This window comes from Actinoallomurus liliacearum (assembly GCF_039542035.1).
Classification (GTDB): Bacteria; Actinomycetota; Actinomycetes; order Streptosporangiales; family Streptosporangiaceae; genus Actinoallomurus; species Actinoallomurus liliacearum.
Genome location: NZ_BAABHJ010000005.1, coordinates 435,565 through 462,165, shown reverse-complemented (window position 1 = coordinate 462,165; position 26,601 = coordinate 435,565). Strand labels below are relative to the sequence as shown.

Here is a 26,601-nt window from a genome sequence, read left to right as displayed (position 1 = left end):
ATGTCGGCATCCGACAAGCTGCGGCGTGAGAAGACCAAGCCCGCGGCAGAGAGCCACGCGTCCAGGCCGTTGACCCCGGAACAGGCGACCGCGGCCGCCCAACTCGCAGGTCTGGACCTGCTCCCCGATAAGCACACGCCGGAGCAGAGGGCGGAGCACTAAGCGCTCAAGGACCGGATCTTCGGCCCCGAGCACTGACCGCACGACAGATCGGCCTCTGGTCTCCGCGAGGGGGGCAGAGGCCGGTTCACACGGCCGCCGCCGGCCCCGACGTCACCGGTGCCGCCTGGTCGAACGATCCGTTCAGCGGCGACGAGGGCGTGACCTGGAAACGCCGGCTCGGTCGCTCCCCATCTCCCGGCAGGCGCAGTACCGACCGGGGTGTCAGTCGGTCGCGCCGCTGCGGACGAGGCCGGTCTCGTAGGCGAAGACGACCGCCTGGACCCGGTCGCGCAGCTCCAGCTTCATGAGGACGCGCCCGACGTGCGTCTTGACGGTCGCCTCGGAGACGTACAGGCGGCTCGCGATCTCCCCGTTGGACAGGCCCTTGGCCACGAGGTTGAGGACCTCGCGCTCGCGGGCCGTCAGGGTGTCCAGCCTGGCGTCCGGCACCGGCTCCTCGGCCGGCAGGTGCGGCACGAACTTGTCGATCAGCCGCCGCGTGGTGCTGGGCGCGACGACCGCGTCGCCGGAGCAGACCGCGTGGATGGCCTCGATCAGCTGCGTCGGCCCGGCGTCCTTCAGCAGGAACCCGGCCGCCCCGGCCTTCAGCGCCGCGAAGGCGTACTCGTCCAGGTCGAAGGTGGTCAGGATGATGACCTTCGGGGCGTCCGGCAGCGCGCAGATCCGCCGGGTGGCCTCGATGCCGTCCATGCGCGGCATCCGCACGTCCATGAGGACCACGTCGGCCGGGGTCTGCCGGACCACCCGCAAAGCCTGCTCACCGTCGCCGGCCTCACCGGCGACCTCCAGGCCCGGCTGCGCGTCGAGGACCATGCGGAAGCCCGCGCGTACGAGCTCCTGGTCGTCGACGAGCAGGACCCGGATCGGTCGTTCCTCGTCCGTCATGCCGCACTCGTCTCCGCTCGTCGGGCCTCGGTCGCCGGGAGGCGGGCGAAGACCTCCCATCCGCCGCCGGGCCGTGGCCCGGTGCGCACCGACCCGCCGTACAGGGCGACGCGCTCGCTCATGCCGACCAGCCCGTGGCCCTGTCCGTCGCCGGAGGCGGCCGCGCCCCGGCCGTCGTCGCGGATGCGGATCTCCACCGCGTCATCACCGTAGTGGAGGTTCACCTCCGCCGTGGCCGCGGGTCCGGCGTGCTTGCGGGTGTTCGTCAGCGCCTCCTGGACGATGCGGTACACCGTGAGCTGCAGCGCGGTGGGCAGCTCCGACGGCACCCCTTCGACCGTGAGGCCGACCGGCAGCCCCGCCGAGCGGATCTGGTCGACGAGCTCGGCGAGCTGCTCGACGCCGGGCTGCGGCGCGTACGGGCCGGCGTCGCCGCCCTCGCGGAGCACGCCGAGCATTCGCCGCATCTCGGTGAGCGCCTGCCGCCCGGTCGCGCCGATCGTCTCCATCGCCCGCTTGGCCCGGGCCGGGTCGATGTCCACCATGTACGACGCGCCGTCGGCCTGGACCACCATCACGCTCACGCTGTGCGCGATGACGTCGTGCATCTCCCGGGCGATCCGCGCCCGCTCGCCCGCCGCCGCGACCTGGGCGTGCGCGTCCCGCTCACGCTCGAGCCGCTTGGCCCGCTCCTCCAGCTCGGCGGTGTACTTCCGCCGGGTGCTCATGTAGAGCCCCCAGATCCACATCGCCCCGGTGAAGACGGTGAACGGGAGCAAGGCGCTCCACTTGTTGGGGGCGTTCGGCTCCACCCACCAGCGCCACACGGCGAGCGCCGCGCCGAACTCGGCCACCGCGACCGCCGCGAGCGACCAGCGGAACGCACACTGGGCCGCCACCGTGTACAGCATGATGAACACGTTGATGTCCGCCGGCCCGGCCTGGACGTTGAAGGCCCAGTGCACGAACGCGACCATCGACACGACCGCGAAGACCACGCGCGGCCACCGGCGACGCCAGATCATCGGGACGCACATCCCGGCGACGATGGCCAGGTACGCGTACGTCGGGATGGCCTGCCGATCGTCGAACGGCGGGTTCGTGTACGTGTGGATGACGGTCAGCGAGATGCCGAGGATCGGCAGCGTCCACACGGAGTCGACGAGCCGGGGATGACGCCGAAGCCAGGCGAAGACACGGGCGAACACCGCTTCAGCGTACGTTCGGCCGCCCCGGCGCGCGTCCGCCCTGAGTCGGACCCGCGTCCACCGCGAGGCGCACGCGGTACGGTCAAGAGGTGGGTCAGGTCGGGTGGCGGGCGGCGATGCAGCAGGCGCTGTACGGGCCCGAGGGCTTCTACACGCGGGGCGAGCGGCCCGCCGCGCACTTTCGTACCTCGGTGCACGCCTCGCACCGGTTCGCCCTGGCCCTGGCCCGGCTGATCGTCGAGGTCGACACGGCCCTGGGCCACCCCGACCGGTTCGACCTCGTCGACGTGGGCGCCGGCTGCGGGGAGCTGCTGGCCGAAATCCTGCCCGTGACGAGCCTGGCCGGGCGGCTGCGGCCGATCGCCGTCGAGGTCGCCCCGCGGCCGGAGGGGCTGAGCGGGTCGATCGAGTGGCGTGCCGCGCCGCCCGACGAGATCACCGGGCTGGTCATCGCCAACGAGTGGCTGGACAACGTGCCGATCGACGTCGTCGAGCTGACCGACGAGGGGCCCCGCCTGATCGTCGTCGACCCGCGCACCGGGGCGGAGATCCCGGGCCCCGCGCCCGCCCCGGAGGACACCGAATGGCTCGAACGCTGGTGGCCGCTGCGCGAGCCCGGCGACCGCGCCGAGATCGGCTGGCACCGCTGCGCGGCCTGGGCGTCGGTCCTCGAACGGCTGCGCGGCGGTCTGGCGCTGGCCGTCGACTACGCGCACGAGCGGGATCACCGCCCGCCGTACGGCACGCTGACCGGCTACCGCGACGGCCGCTGCGTCTCCCCGGTGCCCGACGGGTCCTGCGACATCACCGCGCACGTCGCCCTGGACGCCTGCGCCGAGGCCGGCCGGCGGGCCGGGGCGACCGCCACCCTGCTGACCACCCAGCGTGCCGCGCTGCGGGCGCTCGGGCTACGCGGCGAGCGTCCGGCGCTCGACCTGGCCCGCTCGGACCCGCGCGGCTACCTCCAGGCGCTGCGCGCCGCCGGCGAGGACGCCGAGCTGATCGACCCGTCCGGGCTGGGCAGCTTCGGCTGGCTGGTGCAGACCGTCGGGGTCGACGTGCCCGCCGTCCTGGGCAAGGGTCAGACCGCCACCTGAAGCGACCGCAGCCCGCGCAGGACGTAGCCCGGCTTCCACTCGGGGTCCGCCTTGACGGTCAGCCCGGGCGCGAGCCGCAGGAACGCGCGGAACGACTCGGCCAGCTCCACCCGCGCCAGCGGCGCGCCCAGGCAGAAGTGGATCCCGGCGCTGAACGCCAGGTGCGGATTGGGCGTACGGGACAGGTCGAGCACGTCCGGGTCCGCGAAGACCTCGGGGTCCCGGCAGGCCGAGGCGAACTGCAGGGCGACCTCGGCGCCGCGCGGGATCGGCACGCCGTCGACCTCGATGTCCTCCAGCACCCAGCGCTCGAACAGCGGCAGCGGCGTGTCGTAGCGCAGCAGCTCCTCCACCGCCGTGGGGATCAGCTCGTGGTCGGCGCGCAGCCGCTCCAGCTCTCCGGGGTTACGGAACAGCGCCCACCAGGAGTTGCCGGTGGCGTTCACGGTCGCCTCGTGCCCGGCGTTGAGCAGGAGGGCGCAGGTGCCGATCAGCTCGCCCTCGGTGAGCCCCTCGACCTGGCACAGCGCGCTGATGAGGTCGTCGCGCGGGTCCGTACGGCGGGCACGGGACAGGTCGCGCAGGTAGTCGGAGAACTCGATCGAGGAGCGCACCGCCGCGTCCTGGATCTCCTTGGACGGGTTGAGCTGGTACATCCCGCACATGTCCGCCGACCAGGGCCGCAGCAGGTGCCGATCGGCCTCGGGGACGCCGAGCATCTCGGCGATCACGGTGACCGGCAGCGGCTCGGCGACCTCGGCGATCACGTCCCCGCCGCCCCGCTCGACCAGGCCCCCGACGAGTCCCTCGGCCAGTGTCCGGATCCGGGGCCGCAGGTCCTCGACCATCCGCGGCGTGAACGCCTTCGACACCAGCCGCCGCAGGCGGGTGTGGTCCGGCGGCTCCATGTCGAGCATGCCCGCGTCGTTCAGGTCCCAGAACGGCTTCAGGAACTCCGGCTGCGGCTCGCGGCCGAACTCCTCGTCGGTGGCGACGTGGTGGTACGTCCGGCCGAGCCGCCGGTCCCGCAGCAGCGCGTTGACGTCGGCGTACCGGGAGATGACCCACTGGTTCGTCGGCTCGTGGAAGAAGACCGGGGACTCGCGGCGCAGGCGGGCGAGCGCGGGGTAGGGGTCGGCGACGAAGGCCGGCGACCCGGGGGCGTAATCGTTCATCGTGCCCAACGTTCGGTGCGGATGTCGGTCGCGCGCGCCCGGTGCGCCCGCCCGGCCGCCGACTCGACGATCGCGCGGGCCTCCCCCAGCTCGCGATCCTCCGCGGCGACCTGGACCGGTCCAGGTGGCGCGTCGATGTGAACGGTACCCAGCCCCAGCAAACGCTGCAGCGGGCCGGCGGTGAGGCGGACGCTCTGCGCCCGCGCGTGGGCGATCACGTCGAGGCGCCGGCACACCCGGCCCCGGCGGGTGACGAACAGCGAGTCGTCGGTGCCGGCCTCCCCCTTGCGGAACGGCGCGAGCCAGGACCGGGGCGTCGGCAGCAGCGGAACCGCCTCGGCGTTCGTGCCCGGGAAGACCAGGCCGACCATCTGCAGCGCGACGTGCCGGGGCGCGACCGGCAGCAGCACCGACGACAGCGCCTGCCGCTCCCCGACGTAGCCGGCGACGGTGACGTCGATGCGGGCCCAGCCGGTCCCGCGCCACAGCAGCGGCTCGACGACCCGGACGGCCTGTACGCGGCCCGGCGGCACCGTCTGCATCCGGGTCTCCATCAGGCCGTACCGCAGTCGCAGGCCGTCCGGCGACAGGGCCGCCGTGAAGTTGGTGTGCATGACCAGCGGCGCGATCACGCCCCGGGCCAGGCCCAGCAGCACCGGCAGGGCGGCCGCCAGCACGCCGAGCTCCCCGAAGGCGACCCCGAACGCCAGCAGCGCCACGAACAGCATCAGCGCCCCGATGACCGGCAGCTTCATCAGCTGCGAGCCCAACAGCGCCCCGAAGCCCACCCGCCAGTAGGGGCGTTCGGGCGCCTCGGGCGTGTGGCCCGGCAGCCCGGCGGCCCGGGCCAGCAGCTCGGCCCGCAACTGCTCGGCCAGCGGCCGCCCGAGATAGCGGAACTTCGTCTCGGCCTGATCGCCGCCGGCCAGCTCCACCCGCACCTCGGCGAGCCCGAACACGCGGGACACCAGCGGCCGTACGACGTCCACGGCCTGCATGTGCGCCAGCGGGATCCGGCGGTTGCGGCGGCGCAGGATGCCGGTCTCGACGACCAGGTCGTCCCCGGCGATCCAGAACTTCAGCGACCACCAGGTCCAGAACCCGATGGCCGCGGCCACGACGCTCACCGGCAGCATGACGAGGAGGAAGCGGGCGATGACCGCCGGGCTGAGGACCACGGCGACGCCGTCCGCGGTCTGGGTGAGCAGCAGCGAGTAGCCGCCGAGCACGAACGCGATGACGACGACCCCGACCGCGTTGATCACCGCCGTGGCCATGTGCAGCCGGTGCACGCCGTGGGAGAAGTGCACGGGCGGCTTGGGCGGCGGGCCGTACGGCGGCGGCCCGTACCCTGGCGCGTACATCGGCGGAGTGAAGTGCGGGCGCGGCGGCGGCCCGTACGGCGGCCGCCCCGGCCCGTAGGGACCGTTCACAGCCCGATCGACCTCGATTCGCCCTTCTGCGCGAGCCGGTCCCGCAGGATCGCGGCGTCGCGGGCGGGCAGCCCGGGGATGCGCGCGTCGGTGGCCGCCGCCGCGGTGTGCAGCCGTACGGTCGCCACCCCCAGCCACTGTTCGAGCAGCCCGGCGGTGACGTCGACATACTGCATGCGCCCGTACGGCACGACGACGAGGTGCCGGACGAAGAAGCCGTGCGTCACCAGCAGGTCGTCGGCGCGCTCGGCGAATCCCCAGGACCGGTAGCTCAGCTCGGCGACGACCCAGCTCACCGCGCAGGCGGCCAGGACCAGAGCGAGCCAGATCAGGCCACCGGCGAGGCCGCGCGTCCGGGACAGCACGAACGCGCCGACGATCGTGACCGGCAGCGCCCACAGCAGCACGGCGATGCGCCGGTGCCAGGTCAGCTTGGGCGAGACCCGCACCCACGTCATGCCGCTCGGCGGGTCGAACGCCTGCTCCGCCCGCGCGCCGATGGGCACGGCCGAGGGCATCGACGGCCCACTCGGGGCGGGCGGCGGAGGCAGCGGCGGGCCCTGCCGCGGGCCGGGCGCCGCGCCGGGCGGCAGGATGTTCGGACTGCCCGGCGGCATGTCCTGCGCCGCACGCGGATTCGGATACTGATCGCCAGCATTCATGTCGGGAGTAAGTCAACCCCAACCGGGCCGCCTTCCGCGAGACCTCGCATGGCAGGATGGATGATCGGAGCGAGTGGAGAAGGCGAGCGCGGCAGTGAGCACCGAGCGGATCGTGGGCGTGGGCGCGGGGACCAAGGACCTCGCCACCGAGGACATGACGCTCAACATCGGGCCGCAGCATCCTTCGACGCACGGCGTGCTGCGCCTGCGGATCACCCTGGACGGCGAGCGGATCACCGCCGCCGAGCCGATCATCGGGTACATGCACCGGGGCGCGGAGAAGCTCTTCGAGGTCCGCGACTACCGGCAGATCATCGTCCTGGCCAACCGGCACGACTGGCTGTCGGCGTTCGCCAGCGAGCTGGGCGTCGTCCTGGCCGTCGAGCGGATGCTGGGCATGGAGGTGCCGGTCCGCGCGGTGTGGGCGCGCACCCTCCTGGCCGAGCTGAACCGCGTGCTCAACCACCTGATGTTCCTCGGCTCGTACCCCTTGGAGGTCGGCGCGATCACCCCGATCTTCTATTCCTTCCGCGAGCGCGAGCAGGTGCAGCGCGTCATGGAGGAGATCTCCGGGGGCCGTTTGCACTACATGTTCAACCGGGTCGGCGGCCTGAAGGAGGAGCTGCCCGCCGGCTGGCTCGGGCGCGTCACCGACGCCGTCGCCGCCGTGCGCCACGGTGTCGGCGACATCGACAAGCTCATCCGGGGCAACGAGATCTTCCGGGCCCGCACCCGCGGGGTCGGCGTGCTGACCCGCGAGCAGATCGAGCAGTACGGCGTGTCGGGGCCGATCGCCCGCGCCTCCGGCGTCGACTTCGATCTGCGGCGCGACGAGCCCTACCTCGCCTACGGCGAGCTGCAGGACGTGCTCCGTGTGGTGACCCGGACCGAGGGCGACTGCCTGGCACGGTTCGAGTGCCTCCTCGACCAGGTGCACGCCTCACTCGACCTGGCCGACGCCTGCGTGGCCCGGCTCAAGGAGCTGCCGCCGGGCCCGATCAACGTACGGCTGCCGAAGGTGCTGAAGGTGCCGGAGGGCCACACGTACGCCTGGACGGAGAACCCTCTCGGCATCAACGGCTACTACCTCGTCTCCCACGGCGAGAAGACCCCGTGGCGGCTGAAGCTCCGGTCGGCGTCCTTCAACAACATCCAGGTGCTCCGCGAGATGCTCCCCGGCCACCTCGTCGCCGACATGATCGCCATCCTGGGCTCGATGTTCTTCGTCGTCGGCGACATCGACAAGTAATCCCCCGGCTAAGCGACGACGAGCCACTCGTCACCGAAGTTGGCGACGATCTTCAGCTTCCCGCCGAGCGCCTCGACGTAGCGGGTCAACACCTCGGTCCCGACATCGGTGACCCGCCCGTTCTCGATCTGGCTGACCCGGCCGGGCGAGACCCCCATGATCTCGGCGACCTGCGCCTGAGTCATACCCCGACGTTTGCGCGCCTCCGCGAGCTGATGGCCCCGGACCTCGGCCATCATCTCTTCCCCCAGCGCAGCGATCCGCTCTGAACCGGCGGCGGTCTGACCGTGCCTCGTGTCCCTCCACCGCTTGACGCCGTCCACCAGGCTCACCCTTCCCTCATGCGATCGCCGAGGTAGCGCTCATAGAGCTGTTCGGCCACCGGGATGTTCTCCGCATACCACCGTGACCACTTGCCTGCTTTGTCGCCGGCGACCAGCAGAACCGCCGATCTCCAGGGATCGAAGATGAACAACAAGCGCAGCTCACTGGAAGCCGTCGAACCGGGCCTCAACTCCTTAAGGTTATGGAGCTTCGATCCTTCGATCCGGTCCACCAGGGGACGCCCCAGGGACGGCCCGTGGAGTTCGAGTTGATTGATCCCCGCTAGCACTAATTCGTACGAGCGAGGGTCGATGACCTCTAGGTCGTCGAGCCACTCGAGCACTTCATCAGTGAGGTAGATCTCCCAGCCCACCAGCGGCATCCATTCCCGACTTTAGCTATAACTAAACATGCAAGGCAACCGCCCACCCACTTCGATGGTTACTTATAGCACACGGGCGAATACTTAAGGTGAGATTCCGGCTGGCGAGCTGGGCTGTGCAGTTCTGGCCGCCGCCGGGGGCAGCGCAGGGCCGAGCCGTCCGGGCTCGGGTCCTGTTCGCGGGTCGCCGGGGCGGAAGAAAGCGAGGCCGGGCGGCCGTGCCCATGGTGGCCGCCCGGCCGGTCGTTACCCGGTCCGTCGCCCGGGTGGTCGTCGGTCGGTCAGCCGGCCGGGGCTGCGCCGTTCTGGCCGCCCGGGGCGCCGCCGGGGCCGCCGGGGGCGGCACTGGGGCGGAGGGAGGCGCAGGCCTTGAGGGCCTTCTGCTGGGCGGCGGACATCGTCGGCATGCCGCTCGGGCGGCCCGACGGGCGGGCGGTGGGCCTGCCGGACGGGTTGCCGGACGGTCTGCCGCCGGGGGCGCCCCCGCCCGGCCCGCCGCCGGGGCCCCGGCTGGGCATCGTCACGCCCTGTTTCTCCATGCACTGCCGGTAGGCGGTCATGGCACTGGAGTTCGGGCCGCCCTGGCCGGCCTGCTGCCCGCCGCTCTGCCCCGAGGTCTTGTCGCCGCCGCCCCCGCAGGCGGCGCTGAGGAGCATGGTCCCGGCGACGGCCGTGCCGCCGAGCAGCCGGACGGTCAGTTGCCTGGTAAGCATGGTTCTTCTCCTTCGAGAGAGGGATTCCGCGGAGCGTCAGCCGCCGGACGAGGTGCCCTGGACGGACGTCGCGGTGAGGGTGCCGTCCGCGGCCTGGGAGCCCTGGACGGTGACGGTGGTGCCGGTCTTCAGGGCGGAGGCCGAGCCGCTCCGCAGCACGCGGACCTTGGTCTTGTCCGTGACCTTGACCTGCACGACGCCGTTCTGGGTCTTGACGTAGATCGTCTTGCCGGTGACCTTCTGGACGGTGCCGGTCGTCCCCGGGCTCGCGCCGTTGCCGGGCGCGGCCCCGCCGGGCATTCCGCCGCCGAAGGTTCCGCGGCCGCCGCCCGGCATCTGGCCGCCCGTCGCCGCGCGCGAGCCCTGGGCCGTGGTGCTCGTGTGGTCGCCGTAGTGCCGGTCGACCTGGGCGCCCGCCCCGAAGCCGGCGGCCAGCAGCGCGCCGGCGCCCAGGTAGGCGGTCAGGCCGAGTCTCCTGCGGGCCTTGGGGGCCTTGGCGAGTTCGCTCTCCAGGTCGCCGTCGAACGGCGAGGCGGACAGCACGTCGTCCCGGGTCACCGAGGCATCGGGCTCCTCGTAAGGCGTCCACGTTCTGTGGCCGGTCACGTCGTTCTCCTCCGGGTCACTCATGGCGCAGGGCCTCGATCGGGCGCAGCTTGGCCGCGCGGTTGGCCGGGTAGCTGCCGAAGAACAGCCCGATCGCGACGGACACGCCCAGCGCCAGCGCGATCGAAGAGGGCACGATCACCGGCTTGACGCCGACGACCTTGAAGAGACTGCCGACGACTCCGACCAGCACGCCGAGCACGCCGCCGACGAGGCTGAGCACGGTCGCCTCCGCGATGAACTGGCCGAGGATCGCCCCCTTCGGCGCTCCGATGGCCTTGCGGATGCCGATCTCCCGGGTCCGTTCGGTGACGGTGACGAGCATGATGTTGGTGATGCCGATGCCGCCGACCAGCAGGCTGATGGCCGCCACCGCGCCGAGCAGCACGGTGAAGGTCTTGCTGGAGGCGCTGACCGCCGACTGCAGGGTGGCCTGGTTCATGATCTGGAAGTCGGCGCTGTTGGACCCGGAGATGTCGTGCCGCTGGTTCAGGATGTCGGTGATCTCGCTCTGGGCCTGGTCGGTGACCTTGGAGCTCTTGGCCTCCACGACGATGGAGCCGAGCCCGCCGAACCCGGTGATGTTCTGCTGCACCGTGCTGAGCGGGCCGATCGCGACGTCGTCGGCGTCCTGCATGCCGGACGAGCCGGACTCCTTGAGTACCCCGACGACCGTGAACGGCGTGCCGCCCACGTTGACCTGCTTGTTCAGCGGGTCGACGATGCCGAACAGGTCCTCGGCGACCGTCTGGCCGATCACCAGGACCTTCCGGCCGCTCGTCACGTCGTCGTCGGTGAACGCCGCGCCGCGCGCGACCTCCTTGTTCGCGGCGCTGAAGTAGGACGGGTAGGTCCCGACGAACTGGCTGATCGAGTGGCTCGTCCCCTCGTACGTCGTCGTCACGGACGAGGACGTCACCACCGGCGACGCGCTCTTGACCGAGGGGGCGTTCACCGGGTCGACGAGCGCCTTGGCGTCGTCGACGGTGAGGTCGTGCGCCTGGGTCCGGGGGCCGTTGGACTGCTGGCGGTTCCGCATTCCACCGAAGCCGCCGAAACCGCCTCCCCCGCCGCCGGAGGTCGACTTCGAGACGGTGAGGGAGTTGGCGCCGAGCCGGGAGATGTTGTTCTTGATCTGCTCGGACGAACCGTTGCCGACCGCGACCAGCATGATCACGGCGCCGACGCCGATCAGGATGCCGAGCATGGTCAGCGCGCTGCGCATCTTGTTGGCGGTCAGGCCGCGCAGGGCGAACCGCAGGATCTCCCAGGGGCTCACCGCGCGGCCTCCGGGAGGGAGACGGCGGCGGGCGGCGGGCCGACCACCGGGGCCTGCCGGCGGTCCTCGATGATCTCGCCGTCGACCAGCCGGATCACCCGCTTGGCGCGGGCGGCGACCTCGTCCTCGTGGGTGATCAGCACGATGGTGCGCCCGGACAGGCTGAGCTGATCGAGGATGCCCAGCACGTCGGCGGTGGAGCGGGTGTCCAGGTTGCCGGTGGGCTCGTCGGCGAGCAGCAGCGCCGGCGCCGTGACGAGGGCTCGGGCGACGGCGACGCGCTGCTGCTGACCGCCGGACAGCTCGTTCGGCTCGTGGTCCATGCGGTCGCCGAGTCCGACCTGCCGGAGCGCGGCCCGGGCCCGTGTCCGGCGCTCCGCCGGCTTCACGCCGCCGTACGCCAGCGGCAGTTCGACGTTGGCGAGCGCGGACATCCGCGGGATCAGGTTGAACGACTGGAAGATGAAGCCGATCTTGCGGTTGCGCAGGATGGACAGCCGGCGTTCGTCGAGCACGCCGACGTCGGTCCCGTCCAGCAGGTACCGGCCGCCACTCGGCACGTCGAGACAGCCGAGGATGTTCATGAGCGTCGACTTGCCGGACCCGGACGCCCCCATGATGGCGACGTAGTCGCCGCGCTCCACGCGGAGGGACACGCCGCGCAGGGCGTGCACGGCGGTGTCGCCCTGGCCGTACACCTTGGTCAGCGCGCGGACGTCGAGGACCGCGGGTTCGGGCGTCACGGCCGGCCTCCCCCGGGAGCGCCGCCGCCGGGCGCGCCACCGCCGCCGCCGATGCCGCCGCCGAGCCCGCCGCCGGCCCGGCCGAAGCCGCTGGAGCCGCTCGTGCTGGTCGTCGTGGTGATCACCACCTGGTCGCCCTCGTTCAGCCCGGACTTGATCTCGGTGCCCTGGTTGCCCTTGACGCCGGTCGTCACGGTTTTGACGGTCTGCTTGCCGTTCTGCAGGACGGTGACCGTGCTCTGCCCGCCGGCCGTACGGACGGCGGCCGCCGGGACGTACAGGACGTTCTGCGCCGTGGCCGTGGTCACCTGCACGGTCGCGGTCTGGCCGATCCGCACCGAGCTCGGAATCGAGGTCAGGGTGATGGTCGCGCCGTACTGCACGACGTTGTTGCTGGTCGTCGGCGACATGTCGATCTGGGTGACCTTGCCGGTGGCGGTCGTGCCGCTGAGCGCGTCGAAGGAGACGGTGGCCTTCTGGCCGGTCTTCAGCTTGATCGCGTCGGCCTCGGTGAACTCCCCGGTGACCATGAGCTTCTTCGGGTCCGCCAGCTCGATGAACCCGCTCCCCGACGAGGACGAGCTACTCGTGCTCGACGACCCGGACGAGCCGCCGGAGCCGCCGCCGTTCCCGGCCTGGCCGGAGGACCCGGACGAGGAGCCCTGTGAACCGGAGCTTGAAGAGGATCCCGAGCCGGAGGACGAGCCGCCGACCGTGCCATTGAGAGCGACGACCGTGCCGGCGAAGGGCGCCCGCAGCTCGGTCCCCGCCAGCGCGCGGACGGCCTGGTTGTAGGCGTTCTTCGCCGAGACGTACGAGGAGTAGCCGGAGGCGGTGGAGGTGTCGCCGTCCGCGGCCGCGGTGAGGTTCGCCTTGGCCGAGGTGAGGTTCTCCTGGGCGGAGGTCGTGTCGAGCCGGGCCAGCAGTTCGCCCTTGGAGACCTTGTCACCCGCCTGGACATAGATCTTGGCGACCGTGCCGGAGGTCGTGAACGACAGCGAACGGCTCCTGGCGCTCGCCACCGATCCCGAGGCCGACACCGACGAGACGACGGTGCCGCGCGTGACCCGGGACGTACGGCTGAGGGCGGACGCGCCGGCCGAATCGTCTCCGCCGGTCAGCGAGAGATATCCGACGCCGATGCCGGTGACCAACAGCACGCCCAGCGCGCCGTTGATCACGAGGGATCTGCGTCCGAGTAGACGTTTCACCTGGCACAAGCTGGCGGAGGAAGGTTGGATCACCCTAATTTAAAAATGAAAATACGATGAGAGACCTTCCCCAGGAAACTCTCATTTAAGGCCCAGATTGGTCTCATCCGGGCTCGTCATCATGGCGCGCCATGAGCTTTCGGGTGTCCGCGCCGAATTTCCGGCTGAAACGTACCCAGGTGGCGACCGGCGTAATCGGCGTCGCCGTGATCGGCGCGGTGACGGCCGTCGCCGTCGGCACCGGCGGTGGGAGTGGGGCGGCACCGACGTACGCGACGGTGGCCGAGGGCGAGGTGACCGCCACGGCGGGCGCGGCGGGGAACGTCACGAGCGCCGACAGCCGCGACCTGGCGTTCAGCACGTCCGGCACGGTGAAGAGGGTGTACGTCAAGGTCGGCGCGAAGGTGCACGCGGGTGCCCGCCTGGCCCGCGTCGACCAGACCGTGGCTCTGGAGGACGTCGCGGCGGCCCGCGCCGCGCTGGCCGCCGCCGAGGCCGCCGAGTCCTCCGGGAGCGGCACGACGAGCGCGGACGCGGCCGCGGCGACGACCGCGGATCGCGCGACCATCGCCCTGGCCGCCTACCGGCCGACGGTCTCGCCGACCCCGACGCCCTCGGCGAAGACGAGCACACCGAGTTCGACGAAACGCCCGTCGACCCGGCCGAGCACCCCGCAGAACACGCGAACGTCGAGGGCGCCGGCCTCCGGAAACTCCTCCGGCGGTGGTACGCCCCAGGGCGGCACGACCTCGGCGGCGCAGCTCGAGGCGCGGGTCATCCAGGCCAAGAACACCCTCACCCAGGCGGAGCGGGCGCTGGCCGGAACGGTCATCAAGGCACCGATCGACGGCACCGTCCTCGCCGTGAACGGCCACGCCGGTGACACGGCCTCGGCGTCGAGCACGTTCATCACCATCGGGGACCTGAACGAACTGCAGTTGCAGGCGACGTTCTCCCAGAACGACGTGGCGCACATCCACGTCGGTCAGGAAGCCAAGATCACCCTCAGCACGGACAGCACGAAGACCTACGCCGGGTCGGTCACGCACGTCGACACCAACGCGACGACCAGCGACCAGCTCGTCAAGTACGGCGTGATGATCGCCTTCGACGACGTGCCGTCCAAGGTGCTGATCGGCCAGTCCGGAACCGTGTCGGTCACCACGGCGTCCGCGGCGGACGTGCTCCACGTGCCCTCATCGGCCGTACGGACCGCGGCGAACGGCACCTCCACCGTCCGGGTGCGGCAGGGCGACCGCACCGTTACCCGTACCATCAAGGTCGGCGTCCGCGGTGACACGTACGTCGAGATCACCTCGGGCCTGTCGAAGGGCGAACGCGTCGTGACGTCCGGCTAGGTCACTCGATGGGCCGGCCGTGCTCCTTGAGCAGGTGCACCAGGTTCTGGATGAACGGATCCTTGGTCGCCGCCTGCTGGGTCAGCGGAATCTTGATGGACCCGCCGTCCTGCAGATGGAGCAGGGCGTGGCGTCCGCCGGTCAGCCCGTGACCGCCGACGGCCTTGCTGCCGAGGCGGGCCACCTGCGGCCACTCGACCGTGCGCAGCTCATCGTTCTTGCTGTGCACCAGGCCACGGGCGAAAAGGTAATTCTCCTGGCGTCCTCGGGCCAGCGCGGCGATCGCGTTCGAGATCCCTCCGATGAAGAGCATCAGCATGACGAGGTGCAAGAAGAAGAAGCCCAGAATCTGGACGACGAGGATCTCGCCCACTACCGCCGTCAGGATGGCGAGGAGGCTCAGGCCGATCTTCTTCCGGGGATCCCCCCAACCGCGCCTGCCCAGGTAGTCACCGAGCATCCGGCCGGCGGCCAGCCGGGACACCGGCTCGGGAACGCTCCTTAGATCGGGAAGCGACGTCCGGTCGTCGGCCATCTCGCCCATCCATTCGAGTCAATTGATCGCGGACAACCGAAGCATAGGGTCGCGTTGAAACCGAATCGCCGTTTCGTTCGCCAATCCGTGCTCGCCGATTCGCCATTTCGCGTACACAGCCCGAATGTCGCGGCGCAAAGGCCGGACGTGATCACAGATCCGCGCCACGGCCGTTGCCACTCGGTGGTGACGTGCGGCGGATCCCGGCCGCGGAGAGGCCGAACTCCTTCTTGAGGGCCCGGCTGAGGTGGCCGGAATCAGGAATGCCCCACCGAGCGGCGATGGCGGCGGCGGTACGGGTCGCTAGAGCGGGGTCCTGGAGGTCTCGGCGGATCCGGATGAGCCGTTCCTGCCGGACCCAGGCGGCGAAGGTGATGCCCCGCCGCTGGAAGAGCCGATGCAGGTAGCGGGGAGAGATGCCGTGGCGGCGGGCGACGGACTCCACCGACAGGGCGGGATCGCCCAGATTCGCGATGGTGTAGGCGGTGATCCGGTCGGTGAGGTCGGCGGTCACCTCGACACGTTGCGGGCTGGTGTCGGTGAAGGTGGCGACGAGCAGGGAGGCCAGCGCGTCGGCCAGGTGGAGGTTGGACCCGCCGGGCAGGTCGTCGATACGCTCGGCGAGGTCCGAGAAGAAGGCGGCGATGACCGCGCGCGTCCCGGCCTCGCAGGGCACCGGCATGGCCGCTCGCCGGCTGATGACGTCGGCGTTGGCGCCGAGCATGGTGCGCGGCACCGCGATCACGATGACGTCGCAGGCATCCGTGACCGTGAGCCGATACGGCCTGGCGGTGTCGAAGACCACGAGGTCGCCGGCCCTCGCGCGACGCGTGCGGTCGTCCTGGAAGACGTCCGCCGGTCCGCTTCGGTGCAGGGTCACCTTGAGCAGTTCACCGTCGGTGGAGCTGATGTGGTCGGCCTCGCGCGTCACCTGGTGCGCCGCGCCACGAATGTGCGCGAGGATCACCGGGCCGACGTGGGCGGAGTCCACGGTCGCCCGGAACCTCCCCGGAAAGGCCGCGTCGACCGGGGCGGTGACGCGCAGGGGCACCAGGATCGACGATGCCACCGCCTGCAGGTCCTCGGGCCGCTGAAGACGAACCGCGGCGCTCTCGGCGGGCATGGTCACACCCGCCTCCGTACGGCCGCCGCCCACCGGAACGGCGCAGTGCCCCGGGGTGCTCCGGCGTCGGGCAGGAGAGAATCGGCGTCTCTATCGCGCACGACGAGATTTCTCCTTTACTGCGATCGGAGGGGATGAGCGACATCCGTGTCCGCCGTCCCCGACAGTAAGGAGTGATATCTCCGCGTTGCAGGTCAGAGCATGAAGTGGGATGAGCCTGGGACGCTCGTCGAACCGGGCGACGGCGATGGAGCAGGTCGCCTCAGGGCCTCGATCCAGGGCCCTTCAGGGGATGGGACGGGTTGGGACGGACATCCCGCGGTTCGCCGGGCCGCGTCGTGCCGCCATGGCGGGTGATCGAGCGGCCGTCTCGGTCGTGTCGACCCGTCCTCGCGACGCCTGCCCGAACCACTGGTGAACGAACCGCGCGCAGGCGCGACCGCCCGTGGCGCTCAGCCCGCCACCCGGTAGGCGCGCGAGACGGTCTCCGTCACCTGGTTCCCCGCGCTGTCGACGGCCGTCGCCCGCAGGTCGACATAGCCCGGCTCGGCCGGATTGGTCACGGACACCGTCCCGTTCACGACCGGGAGGGTCTGCCAGGTCTTGGACCCGTCCGTGGACGCCTCGACCGTCAGCGTCGTGACCGCGTGCGCGGTCGCGCCGGGGTTGGTCACGACGCGGACCGGGATCTCGGTGGTGGAGCCGGGCGCGGCGGCGTTCCGGTCGTCGAGGCCACGCGGCGCGAACCGTACGGTGCTGAGCGGCAGCACCGTCTTCTTCGACGTCCGCGCCGATGTGAACACCCAGCTCACCTGGACGCGGTCGGACAGCGTCGCCTCGGCAGCGTCGCGGGTGGCCGTCACGTCGAGGTGGTAGGTCGTCGCCGACTTCCCGAGGGTGACGTCCGGTTCGTACGCGTCAAGTCCGAGCGCCTTGGTGCCGGCCTGGAGCTTCACGTTCGCGATGGTGAACTGGTCGAATCCCCAGTTGCCGGGAGCGTCGGACAGCAGGTTGACCGGCGTGTAGTGCAACTGGTCGCCCGTCCGGTAACCACCGGGTGCGGCGGGCCCGAACACCGCGGCGTTCCAGGTCTCAACGGGCGCCGTGCCCTTGGCGTACGTCCGGGTGGCCAGGGTGACGTTGCCGAACAGCGGGTGGGACGACGACTCGTACCACAGCTCCCGCTTGCAGGCCGCCCCCGGCTGGACGTACTCGGTGAGGGTCGTGGGCGCGTCGAACCACAGCTCGTCGTCGCCGCCCCAGGCGGTGCCCCGGCAGCGCGGGTTCACCTTCATCCCGTCACTGAAGGACCGGTAGGTGACCTTGACCTCCGCGAGGTCGGCCTTGGTGACGTGCTGGGTGACGCCGGCGGGGATGCCTGCGGAGTAGGAGGTTCCGAGTCGGTACAGTGTGCCGGACCCGGTCCAGGTGCTGCCCTGGCTGAACGTCACCCCGGAGCGCTTGACCGGCACCGCGTACAGCCGTCCGGGAACGTCGTCGGTGGTGAAGTCCATCGCCCCGTGCCGTACGTGCACCCGGATCCGGCCCTGCACGGACGGGTCGCCGACCGACAGGTCGATCGCCTTCCCACCCTTGGCGCTGAGCGTGACGTGATCATGGCCCTTGGACAGCTTGTACGTGGCCAGGACCACGGTGTTCTCGGGCGACTCCCCCGGCTCGTTCCGCGCGAGCGTCGCGTAGATCTCGTACGTCCGCTTGTCCGGCAGCTTCGCCACGGCGTTGTCGCGGCCCATCACCGGCCAGGACTTCTTGGCCGCCGGATCGTAGATCTGCGCGGTGATCCAGGGCACCTTCCCGGCGCGGCTCAGCCCCTTGATCGTGAGGTACCGCCAGGTCGTCGCCGAGGCGGTCGCGGGCAGCGAGCCGAGGACAAGAGCACCGGCCACCCCGATGATGAGCGTGCGTCTCCCCAACCCCATGGCCACCCTCCGCCACACCGCAGAATGAAGATCACAAACCTTACATTCCGGGCATCACGCACACAGCGATTGGCCGAACGAGGCCAGGTCTGCCGTCACGCCGCGATCGGCGTCAGCGGGTAGGCCGGTGCGTCAACACGACGGCGCGGCTTCGGCGCGCCGAAGGGTGCCGAACACCGGCGGGGTCGTCCAGCCCCGCAGTGTCGCGAGGATCGTCGATCGAAATACCGTCTCGGCCGTGGCGGCGTCGAGCGCCCCGCCCAGTTCGAGAGTCACGAGTCCGTGCAGGGTGACCCAGATGGAGATGGCGATGGATGTCGCGTCGCCGGCCAGCACGGACGCCGACACGGCGCGACCTATCGCGTCGATGAGCGGTCGTACCGGGTCGGCGGCACCGACCGCGCCCGACGGATCGAAGGACTGCACGCCACCGAACAACACGGTGTAAAGGTGGCGGTGCTCGCGCCCCCATCCCCGGTAGGCGACGGCAAGCGCATAAAGGTCGGCGAGGGAGTCGTCGGAGGCGGGCACCGCCGACAGGTCCTTGAACAGCCCGGCGACCGCCCTGTCGCGCACCTCGCCGATCAGCCCGTCCTTGTCGCCGAACAGCGAGTACAGGGCCGCGGTGGATGTCCCGGCGGCGGCGGCAAGGGCGCGCACGGTGATCGACTCCCGCGGGCGGGTGGCGAACATCTCGGTCGCGGACTCGACGAGCCGCTCCTTGACGGTGTCGTCGTTCGTTCTCGGCCTACCCACGACGACCAGCTTAGCGAAGCTGCTAACGTTGTTTTGAAACAGTGTTTGGAAACTATTGCGAGGACCGCCGATGCCGAAACCGTTCATCCGTCCTGTCCGCTTCGCCGGTCGTCTCGGCCTGAGCCTGGTTGCGGTCATCGCGCTGGTCGTCCTGTTCCTCGCACTGATCGTCCTGACGGACGGGGCGGGCTCGGGACTCGCCGCCTGGCTGACGACGCTCGGCATCGGCGCGGCCGTCGTGCTGTGGCGGAGCCGCCGGCGTACCTGGCCGACCCGTCTGGTGCGGCTCCTGCCGGTGGTCGTCGTCGCGGCACTGACGGCATCGGTCTGCGTCCCGACCGCGCCCAGAGAACGGCGTTATCCGACCGCCCTACCGTTCGTGGCGACGCGGTATTGGAGCCTGGCCACCGGAAGCCGGGTCGCGGTGTACCACTATCCGCCCGCCCAGGACGGCACCCGGCATCCACGGCCCCTCGTGTACCTCAACGGCGGACCCGTCCGCGGCATCTCGGTGCTCGACCACCGGTTCCTGCAACTCCTGGCACACCAGGGTTACGACGTCTATACCTACGAACAGGCCGGCGGCGGACGAAGCCATCTGCTCCCCATGGGGCAGTACACCATTTCCCGGTCGGTCCGCGATCTCGGCGCCTTCGTCGACCGTCTGGGCAAGGGCCCGGCCGACGTCCTCGGGTTCTCCTCAGGTGCGGTGGTGCTCACCCGGGCGCTCGCCGACCCGCACGTCGCCGCCCACGTGCACCGGGCGATCATCGCAGAGCCCGGCCCCATGGACGGACCCACCGCGCGGATCACCGGGCAGCGGGGGCGGCCTTCCGGGCGTGGTCTCGCACCGGCCATGACCGGACCACGATCGACGCGGGTCCCCCGATACGCCGTCGCGTTCGGCCTCATGCGACTCGGGCTCCTCAGCCCCAGCACCGGCCTGATCGGGCAGGCCGAAGGCGACAACGCCTTCAAGGCCGCCGATCTCGGCAGCGACACCGCGTCCGGCTACTGCGCACGGGACGCGCACCGCATCCCCACCGAGGACACGGCGGAGAACTTCTCTTTCAGCGCCGCCGCGAGCCTCCACGTCGATCAGACGATCAAGGACTCGCCCTCCATCGCTCCACAACTGGGCCGCTCTCACACCCCCGCGATGCTCATGATCGCCGAGTGCTCCGCGCAAATCCGCGAATGGGAGACCACCGTCCTCGCCGATGACCCCGCCATCCAGCGCACCCAGTACATGCCCGGCGTCGGACACCACATGTGGAACGGCCTGGACGACAACAACGAACGAGCCGCCGCCGTCATCACCGCATTCCTTGCGAACGAACCGGCCCCCTTGCCCAACTACCCGACCCGCGCCGACATACCCGCATTCCTCCAGGCTCACAAATGATCCCCGCAGCAGGAAAATGTCTCGCGCGCAGGGCTCTCAGCCGCCTTCGAGGCCGATACTGGCCCCGACGCCGAACGGCAAGACCTGGACGAACGCCCTGCGCGCCGCGCGGAAGTTGGTCGAGGACGGCCTGATCGCGGCGTGGACATACCCGGACCGGCCAGTACGGATCGGCGTCCTGGCGACCGCTCGATGGATGCGCAGGTCCATCACCGACCCGGATCCGCGACCGATCGATCCGTGCGCGGTGCCGAACAACGGCTGGGGATTAGGGATCGTGGACGCCCTCTCGGCAGTGCGCTGGACGACGTACGAAACCGACGGCAAGACCATGCACGTCCTGATCCCGGCCCCCGGCGTCGAGCTGACGCCGGCGGAGCTGAGCGCCTTGACCGCTTGATCCCTGGCGCGCACTGCCTATAGGGGACAGTGCACGCCAGGGATCAAGCTTGCCTTCAGTCGCACGCACGCCCGTTGGCCGGACCAGGTCGGCGAAACCCCGCCGAGCGTTCCGCGAGCCCCACCTCGAACGAAGGCACCTGACGAGCCTCCCGCCGGGTCAGGCGGATCGGTGGAGGTCGGCCCGAACCTCGCCTGCGATCTCGTGGATCTTCTTTTCGGTCTCCCGCAGTCTCGCCTCGGCCTGGGCGGTCCGCTCGGCGGCACGGCGCTCTCGCCACGTCGGCTTACGATGCATCCGGACCCTCGGCTTCGAGCGGGTGAACAGTCCCATCGCACTCACTCCTTCGGCTGCGCTCGTGCCGCCAGGAGATCCCCCGTATCAAGCTGTTTATTCCGCTCGCGGGTCACCCGACGCGGGGCCTAGAAGCCGGGCCGAGACGTGTTCCTGAGCCAGGAGACGGAGCGCCGTGATGAGCCTCTCCCCCAGGATGGTCCCGATGACGACGCTCTCGGCGATGCGATCGGTGTCCGGGCGGGAGGCGACCGCCGCGACCTCGCGCTCGGCGAGTCGTTCGACGGCATCGGCGTAGGAGTCGAGGTCGGCGGCCAGGTCGCCCTGGCCGAGCGTGTGCAGGACGGCGATGGTCTCGGCCAGCGTCGCGATGGCGGGCGCGTCCGGCTCGATCGCCCAGCCCCTCTTCTCGATCAACTCACGGACCTGGGCCTCGGCGCGGGTGTCGTCGCTCTCGGCCGGTTGGCGCGGCGGGGCGAGGGCGCGGTGCACGGCCCCGATTCGGTGGTGCAGGGCCTCATCGCCGGCGTCGAGCGACTCCAGCACCTCCTTGACGCGCGCCACCGGAAGACCGGCCAGATCGATGAGGGCCCGGACCAGCCGAAGCCTGCGCAGGTGCCCATCGGCGTAGTCCGCCTGGTTGGGGCTGGTCAGCTCGCCGGGCGGCAGCAGGCCCTCCCGCAGGTAGAACTTGATCGTCGGCACCGAGACGCCCGATCGCCGACTCAACTCCCCGATACGCATCCTTGCCATCCTCTCCGACTTCATGGATAGTATCACTACCCATAAAGCGGATAGCGTGACTATCCACTCTGATCGGAGGGGTCGTGGTCTACCTAGTCCTCGGCGGTTCCCTGCTGGGCTTTCGTCTCCTTGGTGCGCTCGGTGTGCGACGGTTCGCGAGCTGGTCCGTCAGCGCGGCGCACGCGCTGGCGGTCATGCTCGTCGTCACGGCGAGCGCGCACTTCGTCCCGGCGAGCGTGACCGTGATGCCGAACCACGGCGACATGGTCCGGATGGTGCCGCCGTTCGTCCCGTTCGCCGACGCGATGGTGTACCTGACGGGCGTTCTGGAACTGCTCGGCGCGGCCGGCCTGGTGGTCGCCGCCACGCGGTGGGCGGCCGGGATCGGGCTGGCCGCGCTGTTCGTCCTGCTGCTCCCGGCCAACATCTACGCGTCCGTCGCTCACGTGCCCTTCCACGGCGGCGAGGCGACTCCGCTGTGGCAGCGGATCCCCGAACAGGCGCTCTACGTCGCGGTCGCCGTCTGGGTGGTCCGGGCGTCCGACGGCGCGGCGGCCCGGCGTCTCACGCGCCGGCTCCGCGTCGGTCCCGCGAGGCCCGCCTCCGTGTCCCGATAACCCCCTCACCAGCAAGGACTTCGCCATGCAGACTCTGGCCCTCAGCACCGAGTCCCGGATGATCGCCGGGGCCGTGCTCCTCACGATCGTCACCATCGAGTTCGGCGGCTGGTTCATGACCCGGATCGCGCGCGGCGGCGTGCCGATGACCGACTTCCAGCGCGCCTTCGCGCGCGCCGGACACGGCCACGCCGGCGTCCTCGTACTGCTCAGCCTGATCGGCCTGCTCTACGCGGACGCCACCGGCCTGACCGGTGTGCTGCTGTGGACCGCCCGGCTGGGCGTACCGGTGGCCGCCATCCTGATGTCCGGCGGGTTCTTCGCCGCCTCCGCCGGTCGAGGCGCCACCGCGCCCAACCGATTCGTCTGGATGCTGTGGATCGGCGCGCTGTCCCTCGCGGCGGGCGTCCTCAGCCTCGGCCTCGGCCTGCTGACCGCTTGACGCGGTGATCACTGGCGGTCGCCGCTCATTGGGCGCGGTGATCGCCAGTGATCTTGTCTTCAGGAGCCGAGATAGCGCAATACCGCGAGGACCCGGCGGCTGTAGCCCCCGTCGCTGGACAGGCGGAGCTTGTCGAAGATGGCGTTGACGTGCTTCTCGACCGCGCTCTGGGAGACGTACAGCCGCGCGGCGATCGACGCGTTCGTGTGGCCCTGCGCCATGTGGGAGAGCACGTCCCGCTCGCGGGACGACGCTAGGGACCGTACGGACGTGGCGTAATGCGGGCGGCCGCCCGGCCATGGTGCGGAAAACCGCAGGGTCTACCCGCCGAACCGCCCGATGACCTCCTGGTACACGGCGAAGGCCGGCTTGGGCCGGTAGTCGTCCGTCAGCAGGCCGAAGCGATGGAACAACCCCGGAGCCGCGCTGTCGGCGTCGCGCAGGGCGAAGTGCGTGTAGGCGCGGACGTTGTGCGTGGTCCGGCGCTCGGCGATCGCCCGGACCGTCGTCTCCAGAACCTCCGCCTGCCTCTCGGGGGCGCGGTCCGGGCCGGTGGGCCAGCCGTTCTCGGTGATGTGGATCGGAACCTCCGGGGCGATGCCGGCGGGCGTGAGGCGCTCGGCCCGGTGCATCCCGACCAGGCCGGTGATGGCGTCGTGCAGCCGGTCCGGGGCGATGGGCTGGAAGACGTCGGGGAAGAAGTCGAGGCCGACGTAGCCGAGGGCGTCGATGAACTCCTTGCCGCCCAGGTCGGTGAGCGAGGCGATGAAGTCGGCGCCGGGCCCGAACAGCGGCGTGGTGTTGAAACCCACCCGGAGATGGTCGAAGCCCTGCCGGCCGGCCTCGTCGGCGGCGGCGAGCACCCCTTCGATCACGGCCTCTCGCACGCGCGGGTAGTGGCCGTCGAGGGTGGGGTTCCCGGGGACGTTCGGCTCCTCGGTGATCTGCAGGGTCGCGGTCCGGTGGCCGTGACGGAGGACCAGGTCGCGAACGAAATCGACATATCCGGCGACGTCTCCGCTGTGGGACTGGTATTGGGCGACCAGATCCAGGACACGCCCGTCTCCCGCGTACTGCTCGACCCGTTCGGGGGCCTGCGTCACCTCGCGCCGGTCGTCGGCGTCGACGAACGAGACGTACCCCCGCACCAGGAACGTCCCGCCATCGGGCCGCAGCCGGTCGAGAGCCGCCCGGATCCGCTCGGGGTCGTCCGCCGGGCCGGTGGCCAGGCCGCCGCTGTCGTCACCCGTGGCGCCCCCGGGATAGATCCCGAACAGCAGAGGGTCGGACGCGTTCGTCATCGTTCTCCTTCGTGGTCGCGGCGCCCGGGCCAGGGCAGGGCCCCGTCGGCGATCTCTTCGGCGGTGGCCTCGACCCAGGCCAGCTCGCTGCGCGCCATGTGCAGCGCGTATTCGACCTCGATCACGTACAGGCGTGGCACCTGCTCCGACCGCAGCGCGTCGGCCAGGGCCCGTTCGTCGTCCGCGATCGTGGTACGGAGCCGGTCGGCCCGCTCCCGCAATGCCGCGCGGGCCCCGTCCGGGCCGAGAGCCCCGAGGTAGGCGACGGCGGTGAGGAAGACGGGGAACTCTCGCCGCGGGTTGCGGATCTGCTCGTCGACCCGCTCGACGAAGACGGCACGGCCCGTCTCGGTCAGCTCGTACACCGTCCGAGCCGGCCGGTTCCCCTCCTGAACGCGCTCGCGCGGCGTGATCCAGCTCTCGCGTTCCATTGCGGCCACCACGTCGTACAGCGATCCGCGATTGATCCGGACGCTGGCGTCCTTGCCGCGATCGCGGAGCACGGACGCCATCTCGTACGGATGCATGGGCCGCTCCATCAGCAGCCCCATCACCGCCAGTCCCAACGGGTTGTCGACACTCCGCGCCATAGTCGCCTCCTGATATCAGAAACCGACTATATGCCTTCCTGTGGTTCTCCGCAGCCGGGACGGCGGTCCGCCTCCCTTCTCCTTCCGCGCGGACGACGGCCGCAGATCCGAGTCCCGAGCAGATCTTTGGCATCGCCTCCGCCGTCTTCTGCACCGGCTGACGGACTTCGCCGTCGCCATTGCCCCGGCGAACCCGGCGTCTCGCCCGAACCGAGGTACGTACCGGCGGCAAACGGGCAACGGTGACGGCAACGTCGGTGCGATAGCTTCTGCCGGATGGAGATCCCCACCCTGCTCCCTACAGAAGAAGATCTGCGGCTGATCGAGTTCGCCCGGCGGATCGTCGAGGAGAACGGTGACGGCGAGGTGCACACCGTCGGGGCGGCCGTGCGGGACGCGCGGGGACGGGCGTTCGGCGGCATCAACGTGTACCACTTCACCGGCGGGCCCTGCGCGGAGCTCGTGGCGCTGGGGCACGCCCGCGCCGCCGGCGCCCGTGAGCTCACCACGATCGTGGCGGTCGGCGGGCAGGGGCGCGGCGTGCTCGCGCCGTGCGGCAAGGACCGGCAGATCCTGCTCGACCACCACCCGCGCATCCGCGTCCTGATCGACACGGCCGAGGGCGTCCGCAGTGTCGCCATCGGCGACCTGCTGCCCTGGGCCTATGTCTGGGCGGGCCACGCGGAGGCCATCGAGCAGGAGCCCGCCTCAGACGCAGAGGCCGCCGGGCGGGAGCCCGCCTCTCCCGCGGAGGCCGCCGGGCGGGGACCCTCGGCCGTTCCGTCCCTGCACTTCCACCGTGACTACCTCGACGCCGTACGGGCGGGCACGAAGGTCACCACGATCCGGTTCCGAGACCCGGGGACGATCGGGCCGGTGAACCTGGTGTTCGAACTGGACGAGGAGGTCACGCTGCCGGGCCTGATCACCGAGGTCGTCGGGAAACGGGTCGCCGAGCTGACCGACGCCGACGCCGTCGCGGACGGTTTCCGCGAGCTCCCCGAGCTACAGGCCCGGCTCCGGTACCACTACCCGGAGATCCAGCCGACCGACGAGATCGTGATCGTCCACTTCCGGCCGGCCTCCTAGCGCAGGCCGTGGCGGTCCGCCCAGTCGGAGACGGCGGCGGCGATCTCCTCCGGGCGATCCTCCGGGGCGTGGTGGCCGGACTTGCCGCAGGCGACCGTCTCCAGGGCGGCGATGTTCGCCGCGCACCAGGCCGCCATCTCGTCGCCGATGAGCAGCGTCGGCGAGCCCTCGAAGGTCATGAGCAGCTTCGGGACGTCCGGGCTGGTCGCCAGCCACTCGTCGTACGCCTCGATGCGGGCGACCAGCTCGGCCGGCTCACCGCCGAGCGGCATCTGGCGGGCCCAGGCGAGGATCGGGCGGCGGCTCTCCGGGGTCGGGTACGGGGCGAGGTAGGTGGCCAGGTCCTCATCGGAGACCGGGGTGAGGACGCCGCCGGTGAAGGCCTGGCGGACGAAGAGGTTCTGCTCGAGGACCAGCTCCTCGCCGGCCCCGGGGGTGCGGATGGTCTCGGAGCGCTTGCGGGCCTGCGGTGACAGGTCCTCCCAGGCCATCGGCTTGACGATGGTCTCGCAGAAGGCCAGGCCGAGGACGCGGTCGGGATGCCGGGCCGCCCGGTCGAAGGCGAGCGCGCCGCCCCAGTCGTGGCCGACCAGGACGACGCGGTCCAGGCCGAGGGCGTCGAACCAGGCGTCGAGGTACCGGGCGTGGTCGGCGAAGGCGTAGGGGATGTCGGGCTTGCCGGAGCGGCCCATCCCGATCAGGTCGGGGGCGAGCAGGCGGCCCGGCCCCACGGCGCGCATCACGTCGCGCCACAGGTGGGACGAGCCCGGATTGCCGTGCAGGAAGACGAAGACCGTCCCGTCACCTCCCGTGTCCTCGTAGTGCATGGTCGAGTCGAGTACCCGGATCTCTGGCAT

Annotated in this window: 30 protein-coding genes and 1 pseudogene; 9 read left to right on the top strand and 22 right to left on the bottom strand. The window is 70.9% G+C overall.

The genetic code is table 11. From position 1 onward, the window contains the following. Entirely contained in the window at window positions 1-162 is a 162-nt protein-coding gene (locus ABD978_RS09845; protein ID WP_345351880.1) for a hypothetical protein, read from the top strand. 222 nt (window positions 163-384) lie between these two features. Here ABD978_RS09845 and ABD978_RS09840 read toward each other — a convergent pair whose 3' ends face one another. Both ABD978_RS09840 and ABD978_RS09835 read right to left on the bottom strand, forming a co-directional pair. Continuing rightward, window positions 385-1,068: a response regulator gene (locus ABD978_RS09840; protein WP_345351877.1), complete on the bottom strand. Its 684-nt coding sequence runs from the start codon at window positions 1,066-1,068 to the stop codon at window positions 385-387. Beyond that, window positions 1,065-2,276, bottom strand: coding sequence for a sensor histidine kinase (locus ABD978_RS09835; RefSeq protein ID WP_345351874.1), 1,212 nt, complete (start codon window positions 2,274-2,276; stop codon window positions 1,065-1,067). Before ABD978_RS09835 ends, ABD978_RS09840 begins: the two co-directional genes overlap by 4 nt. A gap of 89 nt (window positions 2,277-2,365) precedes the next feature. Between ABD978_RS09835 and ABD978_RS09830 the strand changes: the two genes are divergently transcribed. Continuing rightward, window positions 2,366-3,373, top strand: a complete 1,008-nt coding sequence (locus ABD978_RS09830; protein ID WP_345351871.1) for an SAM-dependent methyltransferase — start codon at window positions 2,366-2,368, stop codon at window positions 3,371-3,373. Here the strand turns inward: ABD978_RS09830 and ABD978_RS09825 are convergent. Genes ABD978_RS09825 through ABD978_RS09815 form a run of 3 tightly spaced genes read right to left on the bottom strand, consistent with a single transcriptional unit; the run spans window position 3,358 to window position 6,643 of the window. After that, complete coding sequence (locus tag ABD978_RS09825; protein WP_345351868.1) at window positions 3,358-4,548, bottom strand: cytochrome P450; 1,191 nt, start codon at window positions 4,546-4,548, stop codon at window positions 3,358-3,360. The genes ABD978_RS09830 and ABD978_RS09825 overlap by 16 nt on opposite strands. Continuing rightward, entirely contained in the window at window positions 4,545-5,981 is a 1,437-nt protein-coding gene (locus ABD978_RS09820; RefSeq protein ID WP_345351865.1) for a PH domain-containing protein, read from the bottom strand. Before ABD978_RS09820 ends, ABD978_RS09825 begins: the two co-directional genes overlap by 4 nt. Continuing rightward, window positions 5,978-6,643, bottom strand: coding sequence for a PH domain-containing protein (locus ABD978_RS09815; protein WP_345351862.1), 666 nt, complete (start codon window positions 6,641-6,643; stop codon window positions 5,978-5,980). Before ABD978_RS09815 ends, ABD978_RS09820 begins: the two co-directional genes overlap by 4 nt. A gap of 94 nt (window positions 6,644-6,737) precedes the next feature. Here ABD978_RS09815 and ABD978_RS09810 point away from each other — a divergent pair, with 94 nt between their 5' ends. After that, window positions 6,738-7,892: an NADH-quinone oxidoreductase subunit D gene (locus ABD978_RS09810; protein WP_425550703.1), complete on the top strand. Its 1,155-nt coding sequence runs from the start codon at window positions 6,738-6,740 to the stop codon at window positions 7,890-7,892. 8 nt (window positions 7,893-7,900) lie between these two features. Here the strand turns inward: ABD978_RS09810 and ABD978_RS09805 are convergent, their stop codons facing one another. The 7 genes from ABD978_RS09805 to ABD978_RS09775 form a co-directional block, all read right to left on the bottom strand. After that, window positions 7,901-8,128 (bottom strand): helix-turn-helix domain-containing protein, encoded by a 228-nt coding sequence (locus ABD978_RS09805; protein WP_345353668.1) that lies wholly within the window; start codon window positions 8,126-8,128, stop codon window positions 7,901-7,903. Between the two features lie 92 nt (window positions 8,129-8,220). After that, a complete protein-coding gene (locus ABD978_RS09800; protein WP_345351859.1) occupies window positions 8,221-8,598 on the bottom strand; it encodes a type II toxin-antitoxin system RelE/ParE family toxin in 378 nt (125 codons plus the stop codon). 281 nt (window positions 8,599-8,879) lie between these two features. Next, the gene (locus ABD978_RS09795) at window positions 8,880-9,311 is read right to left on the bottom strand and encodes a hypothetical protein (RefSeq protein ID WP_345351856.1); all 432 of its coding nucleotides are present in this window, start codon (window positions 9,309-9,311) and stop codon (window positions 8,880-8,882) included. 36 nt (window positions 9,312-9,347) lie between these two features. After that, on the bottom strand, window positions 9,348-9,917 hold the full coding sequence (locus ABD978_RS09790; protein ID WP_345351853.1) for a DUF5666 domain-containing protein: 570 nt from the start codon (window positions 9,915-9,917) through the stop codon (window positions 9,348-9,350). A gap of 16 nt (window positions 9,918-9,933) precedes the next feature. Then, complete coding sequence (locus ABD978_RS09785) at window positions 9,934-11,196, bottom strand: ABC transporter permease (RefSeq protein WP_345351850.1); 1,263 nt, start codon at window positions 11,194-11,196, stop codon at window positions 9,934-9,936. Next, on the bottom strand, window positions 11,193-11,939 hold the full coding sequence (locus ABD978_RS09780; protein ID WP_345351847.1) for an ABC transporter ATP-binding protein: 747 nt from the start codon (window positions 11,937-11,939) through the stop codon (window positions 11,193-11,195). The genes ABD978_RS09785 and ABD978_RS09780 overlap by 4 nt, the downstream gene beginning before the upstream one ends. Further along, on the bottom strand, window positions 11,936-13,150 hold the full coding sequence (locus tag ABD978_RS09775; RefSeq protein WP_345351844.1) for an efflux RND transporter periplasmic adaptor subunit: 1,215 nt from the start codon (window positions 13,148-13,150) through the stop codon (window positions 11,936-11,938). The genes ABD978_RS09780 and ABD978_RS09775 overlap by 4 nt, the downstream gene beginning before the upstream one ends. A gap of 131 nt (window positions 13,151-13,281) precedes the next feature. On the opposite strand from ABD978_RS09775, the gene ABD978_RS09770 reads away from it, so the two are divergent. Next, the gene (locus tag ABD978_RS09770) at window positions 13,282-14,508 is read left to right on the top strand and encodes an efflux RND transporter periplasmic adaptor subunit (RefSeq protein ID WP_345351841.1); all 1,227 of its coding nucleotides are present in this window, start codon (window positions 13,282-13,284) and stop codon (window positions 14,506-14,508) included. Window position 14,509: 1 nt separating this feature from the next. Here ABD978_RS09770 and ABD978_RS09765 read toward each other — a convergent pair whose 3' ends face one another. From ABD978_RS09765 to ABD978_RS09750, 4 genes are all read right to left on the bottom strand, one after another. Further along, a complete protein-coding gene (locus ABD978_RS09765) occupies window positions 14,510-15,043 on the bottom strand; it encodes a hypothetical protein (protein WP_345351838.1) in 534 nt (177 codons plus the stop codon). A 151-nt stretch (window positions 15,044-15,194) separates the two neighbouring features. Further along, window positions 15,195-16,166, bottom strand: a complete 972-nt coding sequence (locus ABD978_RS09760; RefSeq protein WP_345353666.1) for an AraC-like ligand-binding domain-containing protein — start codon at window positions 16,164-16,166, stop codon at window positions 15,195-15,197. A 452-nt stretch (window positions 16,167-16,618) separates the two neighbouring features. After that, on the bottom strand, window positions 16,619-18,106 hold the full coding sequence (locus tag ABD978_RS09755; protein WP_345351835.1) for a hypothetical protein: 1,488 nt from the start codon (window positions 18,104-18,106) through the stop codon (window positions 16,619-16,621). 132 nt (window positions 18,107-18,238) lie between these two features. Continuing rightward, on the bottom strand, window positions 18,239-18,862 hold the full coding sequence (locus ABD978_RS09750) for a TetR-like C-terminal domain-containing protein (protein WP_345351832.1): 624 nt from the start codon (window positions 18,860-18,862) through the stop codon (window positions 18,239-18,241). A 70-nt stretch (window positions 18,863-18,932) separates the two neighbouring features. On the opposite strand from ABD978_RS09750, the gene ABD978_RS09745 reads away from it, so the two are divergent. Further along, a complete protein-coding gene (locus ABD978_RS09745) occupies window positions 18,933-20,267 on the top strand; it encodes an alpha/beta fold hydrolase (protein WP_345351829.1) in 1,335 nt (444 codons plus the stop codon). A gap of 16 nt (window positions 20,268-20,283) precedes the next feature. Continuing rightward, window positions 20,284-20,667: an ATP-binding protein gene (locus ABD978_RS09740; protein ID WP_345351826.1), complete on the top strand. Its 384-nt coding sequence runs from the start codon at window positions 20,284-20,286 to the stop codon at window positions 20,665-20,667. Between the two features lie 159 nt (window positions 20,668-20,826). Here the strand turns inward: ABD978_RS09740 and ABD978_RS09735 are convergent, their stop codons facing one another. Together ABD978_RS09735 and ABD978_RS09730 are read right to left on the bottom strand one after the other, a co-directional pair. Continuing rightward, window positions 20,827-21,000 (bottom strand): hypothetical protein, encoded by a 174-nt coding sequence (locus tag ABD978_RS09735; protein WP_345351823.1) that lies wholly within the window; start codon window positions 20,998-21,000, stop codon window positions 20,827-20,829. 57 nt (window positions 21,001-21,057) lie between these two features. Further along, on the bottom strand, window positions 21,058-21,705 hold the full coding sequence (locus ABD978_RS09730) for a MerR family transcriptional regulator (RefSeq protein ID WP_345351820.1): 648 nt from the start codon (window positions 21,703-21,705) through the stop codon (window positions 21,058-21,060). An 83-nt stretch (window positions 21,706-21,788) separates the two neighbouring features. Here ABD978_RS09730 and ABD978_RS09725 point away from each other — a divergent pair, with 83 nt between their 5' ends. After that, the gene (locus ABD978_RS09725; RefSeq protein WP_345351817.1) at window positions 21,789-22,322 is read left to right on the top strand and encodes a DoxX family protein; all 534 of its coding nucleotides are present in this window, start codon (window positions 21,789-21,791) and stop codon (window positions 22,320-22,322) included. A 25-nt stretch (window positions 22,323-22,347) separates the two neighbouring features. Next, window positions 22,348-22,764: a hypothetical protein gene (locus ABD978_RS09720; RefSeq protein WP_345351814.1), complete on the top strand. Its 417-nt coding sequence runs from the start codon at window positions 22,348-22,350 to the stop codon at window positions 22,762-22,764. 59 nt (window positions 22,765-22,823) lie between these two features. Here ABD978_RS09720 and ABD978_RS09715 read toward each other — a convergent pair. The 3 genes and pseudogenes from ABD978_RS09715 to ABD978_RS09705 all read right to left on the bottom strand — a co-directional run. Next, window positions 22,824-23,015, bottom strand: a pseudogene (locus ABD978_RS09715) (response regulator transcription factor); the annotation flags it as partial. A 69-nt stretch (window positions 23,016-23,084) separates the two neighbouring features. Continuing rightward, a complete protein-coding gene (locus tag ABD978_RS09710; protein ID WP_345351811.1) occupies window positions 23,085-24,065 on the bottom strand; it encodes a hypothetical protein in 981 nt (326 codons plus the stop codon). Then, complete coding sequence (locus ABD978_RS09705) at window positions 24,062-24,655, bottom strand: PadR family transcriptional regulator (RefSeq protein WP_345351808.1); 594 nt, start codon at window positions 24,653-24,655, stop codon at window positions 24,062-24,064. Before ABD978_RS09705 ends, ABD978_RS09710 begins: the two co-directional genes overlap by 4 nt. A gap of 276 nt (window positions 24,656-24,931) precedes the next feature. Between ABD978_RS09705 and ABD978_RS09700 the strand changes: the two genes are divergently transcribed. Next, window positions 24,932-25,744, top strand: coding sequence for an ASCH domain-containing protein (locus tag ABD978_RS09700; RefSeq protein ID WP_345351805.1), 813 nt, complete (start codon window positions 24,932-24,934; stop codon window positions 25,742-25,744). On the opposite strand, the gene ABD978_RS09695 is transcribed toward ABD978_RS09700, so the two are convergent. Continuing rightward, window positions 25,741-26,601 carry a haloalkane dehalogenase gene (locus ABD978_RS09695; protein WP_345351802.1) on the bottom strand — a complete coding sequence of 287 codons (861 nt, stop codon included), beginning with the start codon at window positions 26,599-26,601 and terminating at the stop codon, window positions 25,741-25,743. The two genes, ABD978_RS09700 and ABD978_RS09695, sit on opposite strands and share 4 nt — an antisense overlap.